Below are 18535 nucleotides of genomic sequence, written 5' to 3' on the forward strand. Positions count from 1 at the left end.
GCTTTACTTGCAATTAGGAAAACATGGGATACAGTAGACCCTCTCCGCGACGATAAATTCAAGTCACCGGGCTTTTCGCCACCCCTCGCGTTTCATATCTGTGTCATAAATACGGATTAGCCTGAACTCAGGCGCAAGCGAAAACCATCGCAAGGGCCCGGTGACATACAAACAGACAAAGAGTGAGAATACCGTGCAATACGAAGAATTTAACGCCAGGGAGTTTTGCAGCCGCAAACTCTGGCAAATGATAAATGATGAATGCGACAGCGCAATCAACGAATGCCAGTTGGAGCAGGCAGTAGCTGAACTGGCCAACCGCAGGCACTACCTGGAAGAATTGTCCCGTATCGGTAAACTGGGAGAATCTGTCCACAACGCCTGATCGGGCCGCGCTGAATGGCAGCGACACGCAGAGATGGCCAAACTACCCTCCCGCACCGCCACCTCATCAGAAATCAGCGCGTTCCTGCGCAAGCGCGATGTCATCAGCACCGTGCGCCGACGCCAGCCCCGCTTGCTGTTCGGCATGGATGCAACCGCCAGCCGCCAGCCCACCTGGGATCGCGCCTGCCACCTGCAACGTGAAATGTTCGTCGCCGCCAGCGCCAGCAGCAGCCTGAGAGTGCAACTGTGTTTCTTCCGCGGCTTCCATGATTTTCATGCCGGCCCCTGGACCAGCGACTCAAAACAGCTGGCACAGGAAATGGGCCGTGTTTACTGCGAGGGTGGGCACACCCAGATCCAGCGGCTACTGCGCCACGCACTGGCGGAGCATCATAAAGACCCGATAAAAGCCATGGTCTTCATCGGCGACGCCATGGAAGAAAACCCCGACACCCTGTGCCAGCTGGCCGGCGAGTGCGGCATGCGTGGCCTGCCTATCTTTATTTTCCAGGAAGGGCAGCTGGCCGAGGCACAACAATGCTTTCGCAGCATGGCCAGGCTGAGTAAAGGTGCCTGGGCGAGTTTTGACAACAGCAGCGCCGAGACCCTGGCGGCGCTTCTCGGCGCGGTTGCCAGCTTTGCTGCCGGCGGCTTGGCGGCACTTGAAAACCAGACCTCCCGTGGTGCTAAACTGCTGCTTGAACAACTGAAAAACTGAGGGCCATTGTGCCGAGACTTCTACTACTGGCGGCAATCGCCGTTGTCCTGTACATACTGTTCAAGCGCGCACAGGCGGCGCCGCCCCACAAGCGGCGCGGCGAATACATCAAGCTGGGCCTGGGCATCGCCGTGGTTGGTGTCATCTTGCTGGCACTGGCGGGCAAGATGCACTGGATTGGCGTGGCATTAACCGGCGCCCTGGTGGCACTGCGCTCACTGGCACCCACCTTGATCAGGCTGTCCCCCATGCTGGCAGCCAAGTTTGGCCAGGCACAGGGCGCTACAGGGGCCGGGCAAAGCTCCACCGTGGCCACGGCGATACTGCGCATGCAACTTGACCACGACAGCGGCGATCTGTCCGGCGAAGTACTGCAGGGGCGCTACGAGGGCTGGCGACTGCAGGATATGGACCGGACTCAGCTGGAAGAGTTGCTGGCCTACTGCAGGCAGGAAGACGTGGACTCGGTGCAGCTGCTGGAAAGCTACTTGCAACAGCGCTTTCCAGGCGAAACCGAGTTCGACGCGAAGCAGCCCCCGCCCGAGGACCAGAGCGGCATGACCAGAAAGGAGGCGCTGGCAATCCTGGGGCTGGACGAGACCGCCAGCGAGGAAGATGTGATCCAGGCACACCGTAAACTGATGCAGAAGATACATCCGGATCGCGGCGGCAACGATTATCTCGCAGCCAAGATCAACCAGGCCAAGGATCTGCTACTGGGCTGATAACGGACTGCTTGGCAGGGCCGTACCCTAGCGCTTACACTCCACGCGAAATTTGCAGAGGACCTGTAGTCGATGACTGATGTGTATGTAATCCGCAACCAACTGGGCCACTACTGGGGCAAGAGCAAAGCCTGGGTAACCGGCGCCGAGCCGAAAGCCGTGTTGCGCGTCAGGCACGAGGATGAAGCACTCAATACGCTGTTCGAACTGTCCGCCAAAGACGTGGAACTGCGCGGGGAGATTATCAGTGCGCCATTGTCGGAACGCGGCGAACCGGTCATCGAGCCCAGCGAGGTCCCCCTGCCGCCCGATGAAACCGCCGCCGAGGTAGCGGAACCGGAGGCAACGGACACGGTCGAACCGATGCCCAAAGACACGTGAGAGGCTGATTGACAACATGCGGATTCTACTTTTTCTTGCCACCAACATGGCGGTGCTGGTACTGGTCAGCACCGTGTTCAATTTACTGGGACTGGAAGGCATTCTCGCTGCCAACGGGGTCGACCTGAACCTGCAGGGATTGCTGATTTTCTGCGCACTGTTCGGCTTTGGTGGCTCGCTGATTTCCCTGTTCCTGTCCAAGTGGATGGCAAAACGGGGCACGGGCACCTACATCATTGAACAGCCGCGCAACCGCGACGAACAATGGCTTGTGGACACCGTGCGCGAGCTCGCAGCAGAAGCCGGCATCGGCATGCCGGAAGTGGGGATATTCCCCTCGCAGGCGGCCAACGCATTCGCCACGGGCTGGAATCGCAATGACGCACTGGTAGCGGTCAGCGCAGGGTTGTTGCAGCGCTTTCGTCCCGAGGAAGTGCGCGCAGTCATGGCCCATGAAATCGGCCACGTTGCCAATGGCGACATGGTGACCCTCAGCCTGATACAGGGCGTGATCAATACTTTCGTCATGTTCCTCGCCCGGGTTATCGGCCACACAGTCGACCGGGTGGTATTCAAGACCGAGCGCGGATACGGCATTGGCTACTATGCGGTAACCATTGTGACCGAGCTGGTGCTGGGCTTCCTGGCCAGCATGATCGTGTTCTGGTTTTCGCGCTGGCGAGAATACCGTGCCGATGCAGCGGGCGCGGCGCTGACCACCAACACGCACATGATCGCCGCGCTGCAGCGACTGCGTGAAGAGCAAGGCATGCCCCAGGACCTGCCCGGGGAACTCACTGCTTTTGGCATCAGTGAACAGATCAAACAGGGGTTCGCGGGCCTGTTGCGCTCTCACCCTCCCCTGGAAGATCGTATCCGCGCGTTGCAGGCAGCCTGATCAGGCCAGCGGCTTCAGCAGGTACTCGCTCATGGGGATAACATCGATGCGATCGAAGTCGATGAACCGGGCACAGCTCTCTATCATTGCGGTAGAGCGTTCTGCCAGTCCGGCATCATCGCCTTCATCCACCGCATAAAAAGCGTAGTCAGACGCCATGGCTTCGGGCGGGAAATACTCCTCAATCATGGCGTCCAGCCCGGGGGCGGCATAGCTCAGGCCGCGAACGATGACGTTCTGGCGATAGCCGAAAGTCGACTGCGTTGCAATGGCCACAGGCGTATGCCGTTGCTGCCAGTTCACCAACCATTCCGCCTCCGTGAGCCTTGGCGGGCGCTGCAGAAACACCACGTGACACATGCCATGGAGCCGCTCACCAACCTCGGCCGGGTGCGCAGTGTTGGCGATGGGTTCGGATTCCGTCACCAGGTAACAGCTGTGCCGCGCCGACTCACGGGCCAGCACCTCCTCCACGGCGCCGCGTTGCTGCGCCGCCGCATCCAACCACACCGACACCATGGCGTCCGGCAGTGGGTCCGTTGCCGCCATGCGGCGCGATGCTCCCGCTGCCACAGCACTGTCGGCGACCGCCAGTCGCGCTCCGCGCACGCCGGCGACACTCACCAGGGTGTCAGCGCTGCCAAGCAGGCGGTCACGGAAATCGTCAGCGTCGAGCGTGTCACGCTTCCAGAGCGGGTAAATCAGTTTTTCCACCGGGCAGGTCCTTGATTTTATTGCTGCTGCCCGCAAGTAAAGCAGATAGCGCGAAACGGCTCAATCAATAGCCTCGCACCACCTCAATGGGGGTAGTATTCTTATACCTCAACTGGAAAAGGATGTGGATATGACTGCGCAAGAATCAACACCCAGGCTGGTTAACTGGATCGGCTACCTCGCCTTGACGCTGCTGTTGGCGCTGCCGCTAGCCGTGATTACCGTGCGCGCCGGCGTCTGGCAACAAGGCCTGATGCTGTATGCGCTGAGCTGCCTGGGCGCAGCGGTGCTGCTACTGCTGTCCGTCATCCTGATGCTGCTGCCAAAGTTTGCCCCATGGCGCAGGGCGCTGGCATCGCGGGCACTGTTCGCCTTGCCCGGCACCGTGTTGCTGCTTTCCCTGCTCGGAGGGGGCGATCATCCGCCTATTCACGATATCACCACCAACACCCAGGATCCGCCGCAGTTCGTTACCGCCGAGCAGCAGCGAGGCAAAGGCAGTAACAGCCTGGAGACAGCCCCGGAAACACTGGAGGCACAGCAGGCGGCCTATCCGGACCTGGAAACGCTGGTAACCGAACTGGCAATCGAAAGCGCCTTTAACCGCACTCGCGAGACCGCCCTGGAGCTGGGCTGGGATATCTATCACGAGGACATCAATGCGGGCGTGATTGAGGCGGTAGACACCACCGCGATAATGGGTTTCAAGGATGATATCGTCATCCGCCTGCGCACCAATGCACAGGGCACCCTGGTAGACCTGCGCTCGGTATCCCGCGTGGGCGTCAGTGACCTCGGCGCAAATGCCGAGCGCATACGCAAGTTCCAGAACGCTTTCAGAGACTAGGAGCCCCGCTGTGAGCTGCCGCCAACTTATCCTGGCTCTACTGCTGCTGTGCCCGTTAATGGCCATCGCTGCGCCGCTCGACTACCTGAGCTTCGCTACCGAAGACGAAGCCAACACCACGGAAGTTTTCAGCAAGGCCAGCCCTTCTGTTGTCTACGTCACCAATACCGCCCTGCGCCGGGACCTGTTTTCCCTCAACGTGCAGGAGATTCCGCGCGGCTCCGGTACGGGTTTTGTCTGGGACAAGAGCGGACTGGTGGTCACCAATTACCACGTCATCGCCGGCGCCCACAGGTTGATCGTCACCCTGAATGACCAGCGCGAGTACGCAGCAGAGGTCATCGGTGTCGCGCCGGAAAAGGATCTCGCGGTGCTGCGCATCAAGGAGCCGCCGGACAATCTGCAGAGCCTGCCACTGGGCGACTCCTCGGAGCTGTCCGTGGGCCGCAAGGTGCTGGCCATCGGTAACCCATTCGGTCTGGATACCACGCTCACCACGGGTATTGTCAGCGCCCTCGGGCGCGAGATCCAGGCGCCCGGCGGGCGCACGATACGCGGCGTCATCCAGACTGATGCGGCCATCAATCCAGGCAATTCCGGCGGCCCGCTGCTCAATTCGCTGGGGCAATTGGTCGGGGTAAACACTGCAATATATAGCCCCAGCGGGGCCAGCGCCGGTATTGGCTTCGCCATCCCGGTAAACACCGTGAAGGATGTGGTGCCCCAGCTCATTGCCTATGGCAAGGTGCTGCGACCCATCATCGGCGTGGAACTGGCGAGCGACAGCTGGATACGCCGCTATCGTATTGAGGGCGTCCCGGTGGTTCACGTTTATCCTGGCTTGCCTGCAGCCAGCGCGGGGATGGTGGGCGCTCGCCGTATCTCGCGCCTCGAGGTGCAACTGGGTGACATTATCACCGGCATCGACGACCGGGAGATTCGCTCAAACGATGATTACCTGGATGCGCTGGAAAGCCATAAGCCCGGCGATACCGTTACCATTCATACCCGACGCAAGGACCGCGAGCTCAGCTTCGAGGTGAAGCTCACCGAATCGCAATAGCGCGACGCGGCACTACGACAGTGTGCCGCCGTCCACGCGGATATCCTCGCCATTGATATGCGCGCCATCTGCCGAAATCAGCATCATCACCACACCCGCCACCACCTCTGGACCCATCGGGCCACACAGCGAGGAGATTCTGGGCATGAGACTGTAATCCATGGTCTTGGGAAATTGCAGTCCATCGACCATACCTGTCTTGATGTCACCCGGGCAGACGCAATTGGCGCGTACGCCACGCTTGGCATATTCCACGGCAATGCTGCGCGTGAAGGCGAGTACGCCGCCCTTGCTCGCCGCATAGGCAGCGCCGCAGGGCAAGCCCGACAGTGCAGCGGTGGAGGCGGCGTTGACGATGCTGCCACTGCTTTCCATGAGATGCGGCAACACCTCGCGTGTCAGCAACATGGTACCGGTCAGGTTGACATCGATGATGGTCTGCCACTGCGCCAGCGTCATCTGCTGTGTATCTTCGAAACGCAGCACACCGGCCATATTGACCAGCGCATCCACGGCGCCCAGCTCCTCAACACACGCCGCCACGCTGCTGCGGACTGCGTCCTCTGCGCTGATATCGCAGGCCCCGCCAGCGGCCTCTGCGCCGGTCTCGCGCAACTCTGCAAGCAGGCTTTGCAGGGCCTCTTCGTCCCTGTCGAGGGCGTAGACTGCAGCGCCCTCGGCCCCTGCCCGCAGCGCGCAGGCACGCCCGATTCCATTGCCTGCACCCGTTACCAATACGACCTTGCCTGCCAGACGCTGCATCCGCTTTCCCCTTTATTATCAGACGCTTGAATATGCCGAGCGGCCCCGCCGCGGTCAAACCCGGTGGTATGCGGCAGTGAACCTGACGCACCTAAACTCTCCCGCCACAGGGCCTGTCCCATATTGTCATCCGGGCTGACTTATTAAGCCATTGCCATTCGATGGCACACCAGTACCCTGAGCTCTCTTCAAGCGGGCAGCCAGTAGCATTACACTAGCGCTGCCTGTCCAGGCATTCACCCGGAGATACTATGACCGCCGCTATCAGGAGAGAAAGTGTGCAGGACCTCGAGCAGTTTCGAATAGAAGCCCGCCAGTGGCTACAGGACAATTGCCCGGAATCGCAGCGCCAACCGATCACGCCGGAGGAACAGTTCTACGGCGGACGCAATGCCCGTTTCCCCAGCGAGGACGCCCGCCTGTGGTTTGAACGCATGCGCGATCGCGGCTGGATCTGCCCGGAGTGGCCGGCAGAGTACGGCGGTGGCGGCCTCAGCCCGCAGCACGCCAAGATCATCAAGGAAGAGATGAAGGCCATTCGCGCCCGCACGCCACTTTACAGTATCGGCATCTGGATGCTCGGACCCGCGCTGCTGGAGTTCGGCAGCGAGGAGCAGAAACAACAGCATATCCCCGCGATAATTAACGCCGAGGTGCGCTGGTGCCAGGGCTATTCCGAGCCGGGTGCCGGTTCGGACCTGGCCAGCCTGCAGTGCCGGGCCGAGGACCAGGGCGATCACTTCCTCGTCAATGGCAGCAAGATATGGACCACCGGTGCAGACAAGAGCGACTGGATATTCTGCCTGGTACGCACCAACCCCGACGTAAAGAAACAGGAGGGTATTTCCTTCCTGTTGATCGATATGGCCGATCCGGGCGTCAGCACCACGCCCATTGAGCTGATCAGCGGTGAATCCGAGTTCTGCCAGACCTTCTTCGACAACGTGAAAGTCCCCAAGGAAAACCTGGTCGGCGGACTCAACCAGGGCTGGAGCGTGGCCAAGGCCCTGCTGGTGCACGAGCGCAAGCTCATGTCCGAACTGGGCAGCGATTCACCCCGGGAAGTCCTGGCGCCCAACGCAGCGGCACGTGAATACCTGGAGATGGTAGACGGCAAGGTCGCCGATGCGCAGCTGCGCATGGACCTGGTCGACTACGACATGGAAATGCATGCCATCGGCCTGACGCACTTCCGCACTTTTGAGGAGAAAATCGCCGGGGAGCGCAGCGCTGCCCCCCTGGTGATGAAGTACGTAGGCACGGAAGCGGAAAAAACCAAGAGTGAGCTGCTACTGGCTATCCTCGGCTCACAGGGCCTGGGCTGGGAAGGTGAGGGCTTCTCCACTGCCGAGCTCGACACGCTGCGGCTCTGGGCCATGTCGAAGGCGATGACCATCGCCGGCGGCTCATCAGAAGTGCAGCTGAATGTTATTGCAAAGAACGTCCTGCAATTGCCCCAGTCATAGGAGGTATTTATGGCTCTGGTACTGAATGAAGAACAGCGTTTCCTGCAGCAAAGCGCGCGCGAGTTTCTCGGTGATAACGCACCGGTGGCGTCGTTACGTGCACTGCGCGACAGCAGGGACCCCCTGGGTTACTCCTCACAGCTTTGGCAACAGATGGCAGAGCTGGGCTGGGCCAGCATTATCCTGCCCGAAGAATACGGAGGGCTGGACTTTGGCTTCACCGGGCTGGGCCTGGTCATGGAGGAAGCCGGCCGCACACTGACCGCCTCGCCACTGTTTGCTTCTGCTGTGGTCGGAGCCTCTGCCCTCCTCCTGGGCGGCAGCGAGACGCACAAGCAAAACCTGTTATCGCAGGTGGCCGCAGGTGAACTCACGCTGGCCCTGGCGCTGGAAGAATCACCGCATCACCGACCCACCCGCATTGCCACCAGCGCCACCGCCGACGGCGATGGCTTCCTGCTCAACGGCTGCAAGACTTTCGTGGTGGACGGCCACAGTGCCGATCAACTGCTGGTCGTCGCCCGCAGCAGTGGCGACAGCAATGGGGCCGATGGCCTGAGCCTGTTCCTGGTGCCGCGTGACGCTGCGGGTGTCAGCATACAACGCACCATCATGGCCGACAGCCGCAATGCAGCCAACATCACCCTGGAGCAGGTCAGGGTGAGTGCCGAGGACCTGGTTGGCGAGCTTGACCATGGCTGGCAGGTGCTCGAGCCGGTACTCGACCGGGGGCGCATCGCGCTGTCCGCTGAGATGCTTGGAATTGCCCTGGAGACATTTGACCGCACAGTCGAGTACCTCAAGGAGCGGGAGCAATTCGGCGTATTGATCGGCAGTTTCCAGGCGCTGCAGCATCGCGCGGCGCACATGCAGACACAGCTCGAACTGAGCCGCTCGGTGGTCCTGCAGGCATTGTCAGCCGTTGATGACACCCCGGAGCAGGTGCCCTTGATGGCCAGCCTGGCCAAGGCCAGACTCAATCAACTGGTGAAACTGGTGACCAATGAAGCCGTGCAGATGCACGGTGGCATCGGCGTCACCGATGACCTGGAAATCGGCTTTTTCCTCAAACGCGCACGGGTTGCCATGCAGATCTTTGGCGATACCGGCTTTCACAAGGACAGATACGCCACGCTCTGTGGCTACTGACAGGTAAACAACAATGGATAACACCGCCAAAATCGCCACCGTCCACCGCTACGTGGAAGCCTTTGAAAAGTCCGACATCAGCATCATCCGCGACATGTATGCACCAGACGCGGTGGTGGAAGACCCGGTCGGCAGCGAGCCCCATGTCGGCATTGATGCGATTGTCGCGTTCTACGAAGGCGCACTGGCGGCCGGAGCCAAGCTGGAACTGACCGGCGAGGTGCGCTGCGCGGGCAACGCAGCAGCCTTCCCTTTCAAAGTCATCATGCCCGGCATGGAGATTGCGCCCATCGACGTATTTGAGTTCAACGACGAGGGAAAAGTGCAATCGATGAAAGCGTACTGGGGTTAACCACCCCGCCAGCGGGCGAGCTGCATGCTCAGCGCTGGATATTGCCTTCCAGACCCTGTATCTGCTCCTGGAAATGCCAGGGCGACAACAGTACCGCGAGCTTGTTGGCCGGCACCGGTGGGCTGAACAGGTAGCCCTGTATCACCGTCGCACCGCTCGCAGTCATGAAGTCATACTGCTCCATTGTCTCCACGCCCTCGGCCACCAGCTTCAGCCCCAGGCCCTGGGCCATGGCAATAATGGCGCGCACCAGGCTGGCCCCCTGCTCACTCTCTATGGCGTCGACTACAAAACTGCGGTCAATCTTCAACTCGTCCAGCGGGAACCGACTCAGGTAACTCAATGAAGAGTAACCGGTTCCGAAGTCGTCAATCGACAGGCTGACACCCAACTCTCGCAGTTCCGCCAGCGCCTGCACCGAAGTGCTGGTGTCGCCCATGACGACGCCCTCGGTCAACTCCAGTTCCAGCACCCCCGGGTCGACGCCGGTCTCCTGCAAAATGGTCCTCACCTTGCGGCTGAAACTGGGCGTGAACTGCAGCGCAGAAACGTTGACCGCCACCTTGGGGAGTAGCACGCCGTCTTTGGCGAAGCGCTTGATCTGGTTACAGGCCTCGCGAATCGTCCATTCGCCTATCTCCGCAATCAGCCCCATCTCCTCTGCCAGGGGAATGAAACGAAATGGCGGGATCAGGCCCTGCTCAGGATGCTGCCAGCGCAACAGCGCCTCTGCACCCACCACCTTGCCACTCTGCGTATCCACCTGCGGTTGGTAAAACAGCACCAGTTCATCGTGTTCCAGCGCCTTGCGCAGGTCATTTTCCAGGGCCAGGCGCTCAAGCCCGGCATCTTCCATGGTCGAGTCATAAAACAGGAATGCGGCCTTGCCCGCTGCCTTGGCGTGATACATCGCGGTATCGGCACAACGCAACAACCCCTCAACGTCATCGGCATGGTCTGGCGCCAGTGCAATACCAATACTGGGTGTTACCACCAGCTCGTGGCCCTCAATCAGCATCGGCTCGGTGAGGGCAGACATCAGGCGCTCTGCTACCGCTGCTGCAGACTCCGCCTTGTCTATCTGGTTGAGCACCACGGTGAACTCATCGCCACCCAGCCTGGATACGTCGATTTTCGCCGTGTTATCCACATAGTGTGCTACCACGTCACTCTCGCGCACACAGCCGGACAGGCGCAGGCCGACCTCGCGCAACAGCAAATCACCAGCGCTGTGCCCGAGGGAGTCATTGATACGCTTGAAATTATCAAGATCGAGAAACAGCAGGGCGAGCATCTGGGAATTACGCTTGGCCAGCTTCAGCAACAAAGACAATTGCTCAGTAAACAGTCGACGATTCGGCAGCGATGTCAGGGCATCATAGTAGGCCATTTGCCGCAGGCGGTTCTTGGTCTTGGTCACCTGCTTGACCGCCCGGTTGAGCTCCTGGTTGCGCCGGGACAGCTGTTCGGTGCGCTCCTCTACTTTCATCGACAGCAGCTGGTGATCCACGTCCCGCTCCCGCTTGTAAGAGCTGACGTCGGCGATAACCCGATTGATAATATTGGCGATATCCCTGATCTCGCCACTACCGCTGACACGCACAGGGTCTTCGAGGTTGCCCGAGGAGATGCCATCGGCAACCCGCGCGAGATGGGAAATGGGGGCAGTGATGCGTCGTGTAAAGGCAAGACTCAGGGCCAGGCAGATCAGCGCGAACAGAAGGCAGGCTCCCACTACCAGTAACAGGCCGGGTAATACCTGCCATAGCAGGTCGCGCTGGTTCACTGCCAGCTGCAGGTAGCCAATCACGTGGCGGGCTTTTTCCGCTGCAGGCCGGGAGGCGGCAAGCAGGAAGTCCTCCTGGCTGGTTTCGCGCAACAGGGGGTTGATGGCCGATATCACGGGCACCGTCAGCTGAAAGTACCGGTCGGAGCCGAGCACCGCGCCAAGCAGGCCCTCGCTAACCGGTCTGCCGGCGCCATCAAGACTGGACAGCCCCACGTCGGCCAACGACAGACCTTCGCGCAGGCGGGAGAGTGGCAGCACAGAATCCGCTGGCCCGGGTGGTCGGGACACCAGGATTTCGCCCTCTGTGTTATAGACCAGACCGTAATGGACCGCGGGATGCTCGAGCAGGCCGCCGAGCGAGGAAGCCAGCGCATCCCGTGCGTCGAAAAACAGGTACAGGGCGACATCCGGCCTGCCGGTTGCCTCGTCTACCAGTTGCGTGAGCAGGCGATCGCGCTCCAGGCGATACTCCCGAATGCTGGCGAAACCACTTACCAAGAGGCTCATACTGATCACGATGGCAATGACCAGTGCATTTATTTTTGCAGCTATCGTCACCACAATTCCCGGCAACCTCGTTTGCTGTTCTTGTCACGTCCCAGAGCACAGTATCAGCGATTGGGCATAAAACCCCAAGCCTGCATAACTGCACTTTTTGCCCAATATTGCTGGTTGCGTAAAACACCCTGTGATTCAATCATCGTCAACAGAAAAACAAGGCGTGTTAGACACATGTCAGAATTCCAGATGACACATGTGGCCCTGGTTGGTGCGCGCATCCAGAGCTTTCAACCACTGGGCTTCCACAGCCGCAGTGAGCTGACCATGCGCCGTGCGCTGCCCGAGCCCGGTGCAGTGCTGATGCAGCATATGGACCAGGCCGAGTTGCGCGCACAGTTCGCACGACAACTCCCTATCTGGGTGCACAATGTCATTACAGATCATGGATTCCCCGGCCGCCAGCGGATGCTGATGCACCTGCGACGCTTCGAGGGTGAGTTGCGCGACAATCGCGACAATGAAGTGGTGGCGGAAGTGCTGAATGCCGGTTTCCGCAATCGCCAGCTGGATCCGCTTCACCTGCCTGCCAGCATGCCCCTGCGCCAGCGCTGCAGCATGCTGATGAACGTTGAGACCTGGCAGGAAAGCTACCGCCAGCTGGAGCAGGCGATGGTGGACGTGCTGAGCGAAGAAGTTGAAGCGATCGATACCTGGCTGGCAACGGCGGAGCCGGAAATCGACCACGCCGTCGCCGTATAAGCGAACTCAGGAATCAGCCGGGCGGCGCTCCGCTGCCGACTTACCCGTTACCATACGCACGGTACGCTGGCAGGTATCCAGCCACGGCATGACGGTATCTGTTTTCAATGCACGTACAAAACCGCCTTCACCCTTGCAGGAAATGCTGGTCTTGTTGGGGGTCCAGTCACCCTCTTTCGGGCGCGGCTTGCGCGAGCTGTAGTACCACAGGCCGCGTCGGTCCTGCATGATGTAGTTGGCATCTTCAGGTAGGTAGACTTTCTTACCGTCGATAACGGCGAACACTTCCAGTTCACCATCGGTGCTTTGTTCCAAGACTGCTGTAGGTGTAATTGTCAACATGGCTGACTCCCTGACTTTTTATCCCATTCCCTCTAAATGTGGGCGTCCCCTGGCGCGAAGCCTGAACCCACCTCACTGAGGCATTTGCCTCGTGTGTGATCAGTTATAAGGGGGAATCAGGGGTGCGACAACGGCATATCGGCCAAATTTTTAACCAATGATAGAAACAAGGCAAAAAATGGCCATATTTTTTTAAGACGCAGGGAAATTAGCGGCGAAATCGCCGCCGCTGTGCCAAATTTTGTTAGCTTTGGCTACTGATAATGTGGATATGGGGAGGGGAATCGGCGCTGGGCTCCAGCAATTTGAGGCGCGCGGGCACACCGCTGGCGAGTAACTCGGCGGCCTGCTCCACGGAACTCATCAACATATGCAGCGAGAGCGACGCCCTGGCTTCACGGCTACCGAGCATCTCGACAAATCCTGACACATCCTGCTGGGGCAGGTAGCCCAGCATGACCGCGTTGGTCAGGTAATCCCGGATGATCTGGCGATTGACCTGGTCCTGGAGATACACCTGGTAGCCATCGTCCCCGAACACACGCATCAGCACATCCCGATCGTTTTCGTCGAGATCCACAGAAGTGAAAGGCGGTGTTTCACCAAATGCGGTATCGATCTGTTCTACCAGTTTATCCAGTCTCAAGTATTTTACTCCCGGAGGATCGGCGCGACTCAGGCTGACGCGGCGCTATCAATATTAACAGCCAGACGTTGCAGTGCCGGTAGATCCGGCACCTGGTAGGTCTGGCCTTCGAGTTCAAATGCTGCCAGGCAATGCTCCTGGACGGCGTCCGGCCGGTCCTGGCAGTCTGATTCCTGCAGGTCACGCATGGCCAGACCGCGACCGCGCAGGGCCACACCCCAGTAGTCGTAGCCCGGCCCACTGACACCAAGGATCACAGCTACCAGCCCGGTACCGCTCTGGGCGTCCACCCAGGGTGCCTCGCCGTCAGCGCCGAAGTCCAGCACAGGGATATCAACATCACGCCACCTGACCTCGCCCGGGGGCTTGCCGCCATCGGCAGGCAGGGTCAGGATTTCACCCAGGCAGTTCTGCGGAATCGCCCAACGCCTGTTGGGCGCGCAGGGCAACAACACACACATACGTTCTTTCATGACCCTAGCTCAGTTCCAGCCGATGGCCAGTCAATTCGTTGATCTGGCCAATCAGCATGCGGAAATTGAAGGGCTTGCCCATGTATCCATTGCAGCCCGCCTCTTCAGCCATAGTACGGTGCTTGATCCCGGTGCGCGAGGTCACCATGATCACCGGAATGTGGCTGTAGCGCGCCGACTTGCGGATCTCGCGCAGGGTCTGAATGCCATCTTTCACCGGCATCTCAACGTCGAGCAGGATTACATCGGGCAGATGCTCCGTGGTATTGAGCCAATCGATCGCCACCGCCCCGTTCTCGGCCGTAGCGGTCTCTATACCCACTGTTTCCAACTGGCTGGTCGCCACCATGCGCTGGGTGCGCGAATCATCGACCACCAGCGCGAGGAACTTCTCTTCCTCGGGCTGATCGACAGCCACCAGGGTGCCCTGGCCGTCAGCGAAACAACTCACCAGCACGTTCAGGTCCAAGGCGACAACCGCCTCACCATCTGCGGTGGTGGCAGCACCGGCGACGCCAGGAACAGAGGCGAACTGTGCGCCAAGCGAACGGATAACCAGTTCCAGTGCTTCCTCTACGTCGTCAATGGCAATTGCCATGTAGCGCGCGTCCGAGCCGGCAATGATGACCGGCACATTGTGACGCCAGGAGGCGCGGTCCGGCAGGTTGCCACTCTGGCACAGCGTGCCCAGGTATGCGGGCTCACATTCCATGCCAGACATGAGCAGCTTGTCACCGTTCTCGACGGCGTTGAAAAAGTCATCGACGGATACTTCATCCACCGCTACCAGCCCGCCCAGGGGAATGGCATAGGAGTTGTCACTGGCAGTTACCAGCAGCGCACCATTGACGGTGACGTTGGCCGGGACTCGGATATGGAAGGAGGTGCCCTTGCCGACCTCGGATTCGATGCGTATGTCGCCGCCCATTTGCTGCAACTCGCTCATAACGATATCCATTCCGACTCCGCGCCCGGATATCTGGCTCAAGGTCTGCGCAGTGGAGAAACCCTTGTGGAAAATCAGGTTGCGCGCCTCGTCGTCGCTCAGTGAGTAGGCGTCCACATCCAGCCCCTTGCGAATGGCAGACTCGCGCATGGCATCGGGGTCGATGCCGCGGCCGTCGTCCGAGAGCACGATAACCGAGTCAGCGCCGGACATGCGCACGTCCACGGTAATCTGCCCCACCGAAGGTTTACCCTGCGCAGTGCGCTCCTCTGTTGTTTCAATACCATGGTCCAGGGCGTTACGTACCATGTGCTCCAGTATGGTTTGGCAGCGTGCATAGTCATCGCGGTCCAGGGTACCGACCTCGTTGGCCACACGGAAGGCAACATCCTTACCCAGATCATTACTCACGGTGCGCACCAGGCGTCGAAGCCCCGGCATCAGTCGCGATACCGGCACCACTCGTGCGGCGCGGATGGTAGAGCCTATCGAGCCGATAACCGAGGACTGCTGCTTGAGCAGCGCCTCCGCCTGGGCATTGTGTCGGCTCGCCACTTCGATCAGATCGGCGAGATCCTCGACACCCTCGCGCAGGATATTGGCCGCTTCCTGGAGTTCGGAGTACTGATCCATCTCCAGTGCATCCAGATCGCTGGCCCGGGAAGCGCCCTTGGCCCCGGCGTTGAACAGCGTACGATCGGCGATATCGGCAATGTGGGCGCGCACAGAAGAAAGGCGCCCCATCAACTCTGCGGTCGCGCGCTTGTTGCGATTGGTGCTTTGCGCAGTGCGCACACCCAGTTGCTGGGCCTGGTTGCTGAGGTTCAGCAACAGATCCAGTTTTTCCGAGGTGATGCGAACCGACTGCTGTGCAGCCAGTGCCCTGGCACCTTCGTCCGCCAGGCGCTTGTCTTCTTCCCTGCGCCGCTGATCCTTTTCCGGGCGGGCCACAGGAGCCGGCTGTACCGGCGCGGGTTCGGGCTGCGCCGCCTCGGCAGAAGTCACCTCGGCCGCAGCATCCGCTTCCTGAATGTCATCTTCCTGCGCCGGCACTTCCGCTTCATGGCCGGGGAACTCACTGAGGATATCCCTACGCTGGTCCTGTACGAAGTCCATGCCGCGTACCGCGGCATCAAGCCATGCATTAACGATGCGGAAGTAGTTGTGCTCCTCACCGGATGCGGCACGCGGCATGCGCTCCAGCAAGGTCTCGAAGTTGTGGATGAGGGTGCCGTAGAAGTGCAATCCGACACCTTTGGCGATTCCCTTGATGGTATGCAGGATGCGCGTTACCTGCGTGTAACTCTGCTCATCGGCCGGGCTGGCTTCCCAGGCACTGACAGCATCTTCCAGCTTCTCAAGTTCAGAGGAGCCCTCCTCTATGAAAGCGTCAAGGAATTCCGCGAATATCTCGCCGCTACCGGGGCTGCTGTAGTGGAACTCAATACCCTGCGGAATACACCAGGACATATCTTCAGCGGTCTCGGCGACTTTCGGTATGGCAACGTCTGCCGGCTCTGTGCTTTCTGCTTCTGCAGCAACCAGCTCTTCGTTGGCGGATGTATCGACAAAGGCTTCAACTTCAACGCCACATATCTCACCCGGCAACTCAACCTCAGAACCGAGGTCCTCAATCAGTTTGTCGATATCCTCAGCAGAAGCACCCTGCAACTCTTCCTCTTCGGAAAGCTCTGCTTCGAAGATATCCTCCTCGAATACCTGCAGCAGAACACTGTCGTCCTCTGCGCTCGTATCCGCGGCATCCGTAGCTGCGGCAGCCAGTGGCAGATCCCCTGCCGCCTGCTCATCCAGAGATAACTCGTCAACCGGCAGCACCAGTTCGTCCGCGCTGCTGACGACTTCCAGTGTCTCCAGCGATGTGTCGGTGTCGAAGCTGATTGCGCCTTCATCCACAAGCACGTCTTCAAGTTCCACAGCAAAGTCGTCGCTGCCGAAATCATCGAAAATGGCGTCTATTTCATCATTCTCAGGCGACCAGGCTTCCGCTGTCGAAGCGACGTCCAGATCTTCCCCGAAAATATCCTCGCCGAAACCAGCGGGTTCAACCACGCTGAGCACCGGCGGCGTGGAAGCTGAATCAGCTTCTGTAACGGGCTCATCGAGGAACAGGCGATTACAGGTCTCACCAGTCTCGGCATCAGCCAGGCGCAGCATCACCGCGTCCAGCTGGGCCGTGTCCAAGCCTTCGAGCGCGGCCGGTATGCTGCCGCAGATGGCAACCACGGGCTCATAACCCTGTGCAGCGGCCGCCGCGCGTGTATCGCTGTCTGTGGCGATCGATACGTCTGCCACAACGGCGTTACCGGGGCGACCCAGAGACACCAGGCGGGCACTGACTGCCGCATTTACTTCTTCCATGAAATTCGTCACACGTGGCGTGATCGCAACCATCAGGTCGTCGTCGAAGCCCTCCATGGCAACGAAGTCTTCGTGGAGGTCGAGATCGCTCTCCAGTTCAGGATCGACCGAGAATACCGGTGCCTCCAGTTCAAGCGACAACTCTTCCAGTTCCAGGTCGCCCGCTGCCAGATCGCTGCCGGCGATCAGGTAGTCATCGAAGGCCTCTTCGCCCTGAGGCGCGTCCACGCTGGCGACGTATGACTGCACGTCTGCAACCGGCAGGTCGGCCAGCAGTTCGTCATCGGCCAGGGGTTGCTCAATGGCTGCAATCTCCCGGTCTTCGCTGTCACCCGGCTGCTCAAGGCCGGATTCGATCTCGATACTGTCTTCGCAACTCAACGACAGGGCATCGTCGTCCAGCGCTGCCGCCTCAGGCTCCTGCGGATAGGCCGCGACAGCGTCTTCTGCCACCAGCTGATCCAGCTCCTGCGCCATCTCTTCCTGCGCACTCTCTTCCTGAGCGCTAGCAGAAAGCCTGGCCGCCTGGGCGAACAGGTCGTCATTTTCCGCCTCTTCCGTGCCGGCATCCTGTATCGGCAGCATCGGCTCATCAGCTGCCGCAACCAGCGCATCAGGCTCCAGTGGTGCCTCCTCTTCGCTCTCATCTGCTCCGGTGGCAACAGCCTCTGTGTGCTCGACAGTCTCTGATACGGAAGCCGTCTCTTCTGTCGTGGGCGCCAGGTCGGGCCCTGACTCGGGTGCCGCCGCAACGGGTTCCTCTCGCACCACGCGCTTGACGACCAGATAGGCATCACCGATATCATCTTCGTCGGCCAAGCCAAGTATGTCGCTACCGTCATCCACGGCCGCGATGGCCGGTTCTCCGTTTTCATCCGTATGACGGGAAAACTCGATGGCCATCAGACCGTCGAAAGCGGCCTGTTCATCCTCTGCATCAGCGCCGGCACCTGGCGCGCTGCTGTCGCCTTCCTCTGACAGCACAATTTCCTCGGCAATATATGTATCGAGGTCATCTGCACCGGCCCTGCCCCGGGTCATGGGTCTTGCGGCCACTTCGGCTTCATAGGCACTGAGCGTTGTTTCAGTGACCTTGCCGTCGATTTTGAACAGGTTCTCTTCGGGCTCGTCGCGGTCCATTTCCATCAACCACGTGAGCGTGCTCTCTTTGGAGCTCTCGAGTGTATCGGCCAACGGTTCTGCCGAAGTTACGGGATTTTCTTTGTCAGAATGCACGT

General features: G+C 59.9%; 18 protein-coding genes. 11 read left to right on the forward strand and 7 right to left on the reverse strand.

Annotated features, from left to right (window positions below; all coding sequences use genetic code 11):
• Positions 1–193 precede the first annotated feature (193 nt).
• The 5 genes from F0M18_RS03030 to htpX all read left to right on the forward strand — a co-directional run bounded on the left by F0M18_RS03030 (position 194) and on the right by htpX (position 3109).
• Positions 194–385: a hypothetical protein gene (locus F0M18_RS03030; protein ID WP_149609891.1), complete on the forward strand. Its 192-nt coding sequence runs from the start codon at positions 194–196 to the stop codon at positions 383–385.
• A gap of 33 nt (positions 386–418) precedes the next feature.
• Positions 419–1105 (forward strand): VWA domain-containing protein, encoded by a 687-nt coding sequence (locus tag F0M18_RS03035; RefSeq protein ID WP_149609892.1) that lies wholly within the window; start codon positions 419–421, stop codon positions 1103–1105.
• An 8-nt stretch (positions 1106–1113) separates the two neighbouring features.
• Positions 1114–1830, forward strand: coding sequence for a J domain-containing protein (locus F0M18_RS03040; RefSeq protein ID WP_149609893.1), 717 nt, complete (start codon positions 1114–1116; stop codon positions 1828–1830).
• A 72-nt stretch (positions 1831–1902) separates the two neighbouring features.
• Complete coding sequence (locus F0M18_RS03045) at positions 1903–2211, forward strand: hypothetical protein (protein WP_149609894.1); 309 nt, start codon at positions 1903–1905, stop codon at positions 2209–2211.
• A gap of 16 nt (positions 2212–2227) precedes the next feature.
• Positions 2228–3109 (forward strand): protease HtpX, encoded by an 882-nt coding sequence (htpX, locus tag F0M18_RS03050; RefSeq protein ID WP_149609895.1) that lies wholly within the window; start codon positions 2228–2230, stop codon positions 3107–3109.
• On the opposite strand, the gene F0M18_RS03055 is transcribed toward htpX, so the two are convergent.
• The gene (locus F0M18_RS03055; protein WP_149609896.1) at positions 3110–3823 is read right to left on the reverse strand and encodes an EthD domain-containing protein; all 714 of its coding nucleotides are present in this window, start codon (positions 3821–3823) and stop codon (positions 3110–3112) included.
• Between the two features lie 130 nt (positions 3824–3953).
• On the opposite strand from F0M18_RS03055, the gene F0M18_RS03060 reads away from it, so the two are divergent.
• Both F0M18_RS03060 and F0M18_RS03065 read left to right on the forward strand, forming a co-directional pair.
• Positions 3954–4670: a DUF1499 domain-containing protein gene (locus F0M18_RS03060; protein ID WP_149609897.1), complete on the forward strand. Its 717-nt coding sequence runs from the start codon at positions 3954–3956 to the stop codon at positions 4668–4670.
• A 58-nt stretch (positions 4671–4728) separates the two neighbouring features.
• Entirely contained in the window at positions 4729–5733 is a 1005-nt protein-coding gene (locus F0M18_RS03065) for a S1C family serine protease (RefSeq protein ID WP_149610113.1), read from the forward strand.
• A gap of 12 nt (positions 5734–5745) precedes the next feature.
• On the opposite strand, the gene F0M18_RS03070 is transcribed toward F0M18_RS03065, so the two are convergent.
• Entirely contained in the window at positions 5746–6495 is a 750-nt protein-coding gene (locus F0M18_RS03070) for an SDR family NAD(P)-dependent oxidoreductase (protein WP_149609898.1), read from the reverse strand.
• Positions 6496–6746: 251 nt separating this feature from the next.
• Here F0M18_RS03070 and F0M18_RS03075 point away from each other — a divergent pair, with 251 nt between their 5' ends.
• The 3 genes from F0M18_RS03075 to F0M18_RS03085 are packed head-to-tail and all read left to right on the forward strand — an operon-like array spanning position 6747 to position 9462.
• Positions 6747–7961, forward strand: coding sequence for an acyl-CoA dehydrogenase family protein (locus F0M18_RS03075; protein WP_223177891.1), 1215 nt, complete (start codon positions 6747–6749; stop codon positions 7959–7961).
• Positions 7962–7970: 9 nt separating this feature from the next.
• Entirely contained in the window at positions 7971–9110 is a 1140-nt protein-coding gene (locus F0M18_RS03080) for an acyl-CoA dehydrogenase family protein (protein WP_149609899.1), read from the forward strand.
• Between the two features lie 13 nt (positions 9111–9123).
• Positions 9124–9462, forward strand: a complete 339-nt coding sequence (locus tag F0M18_RS03085) for a nuclear transport factor 2 family protein (RefSeq protein ID WP_149609900.1) — start codon at positions 9124–9126, stop codon at positions 9460–9462.
• A 28-nt stretch (positions 9463–9490) separates the two neighbouring features.
• Here the strand turns inward: F0M18_RS03085 and F0M18_RS03090 are convergent, their stop codons facing one another.
• The gene (locus F0M18_RS03090) at positions 9491–11809 is read right to left on the reverse strand and encodes a putative bifunctional diguanylate cyclase/phosphodiesterase (RefSeq protein ID WP_149609901.1); all 2319 of its coding nucleotides are present in this window, start codon (positions 11807–11809) and stop codon (positions 9491–9493) included.
• Between the two features lie 174 nt (positions 11810–11983).
• Between F0M18_RS03090 and F0M18_RS03095 the strand changes: the two genes are divergently transcribed.
• The gene (locus F0M18_RS03095; protein ID WP_149609902.1) at positions 11984–12511 is read left to right on the forward strand and encodes a hypothetical protein; all 528 of its coding nucleotides are present in this window, start codon (positions 11984–11986) and stop codon (positions 12509–12511) included.
• Positions 12512–12517: 6 nt separating this feature from the next.
• On the opposite strand, the gene F0M18_RS03100 is transcribed toward F0M18_RS03095, so the two are convergent.
• The 4 genes from F0M18_RS03100 to F0M18_RS03115 all read right to left on the reverse strand — a co-directional run bounded on the left by F0M18_RS03100 (position 12518) and on the right by F0M18_RS03115 (position 18533).
• On the reverse strand, positions 12518–12853 hold the full coding sequence (locus F0M18_RS03100; protein WP_149609903.1) for a hypothetical protein: 336 nt from the start codon (positions 12851–12853) through the stop codon (positions 12518–12520).
• A gap of 244 nt (positions 12854–13097) precedes the next feature.
• Positions 13098–13499: a hypothetical protein gene (locus F0M18_RS03105; RefSeq protein ID WP_149609904.1), complete on the reverse strand. Its 402-nt coding sequence runs from the start codon at positions 13497–13499 to the stop codon at positions 13098–13100.
• 29 nt (positions 13500–13528) lie between these two features.
• Positions 13529–13972 carry a hypothetical protein gene (locus tag F0M18_RS03110; protein ID WP_149609905.1) on the reverse strand — a complete coding sequence of 148 codons (444 nt, stop codon included), beginning with the start codon at positions 13970–13972 and terminating at the stop codon, positions 13529–13531.
• 4 nt (positions 13973–13976) lie between these two features.
• On the reverse strand, positions 13977–18533 hold the full coding sequence (locus F0M18_RS03115) for a hybrid sensor histidine kinase/response regulator (protein WP_149609906.1): 4557 nt from the start codon (positions 18531–18533) through the stop codon (positions 13977–13979).
• Positions 18534–18535 lie beyond the last annotated feature (2 nt).

It is taken from the genome of Pseudohalioglobus sediminis (assembly GCF_008370495.1).
Lineage (GTDB): Bacteria > Pseudomonadota > Gammaproteobacteria > Pseudomonadales > Halieaceae > Halioglobus.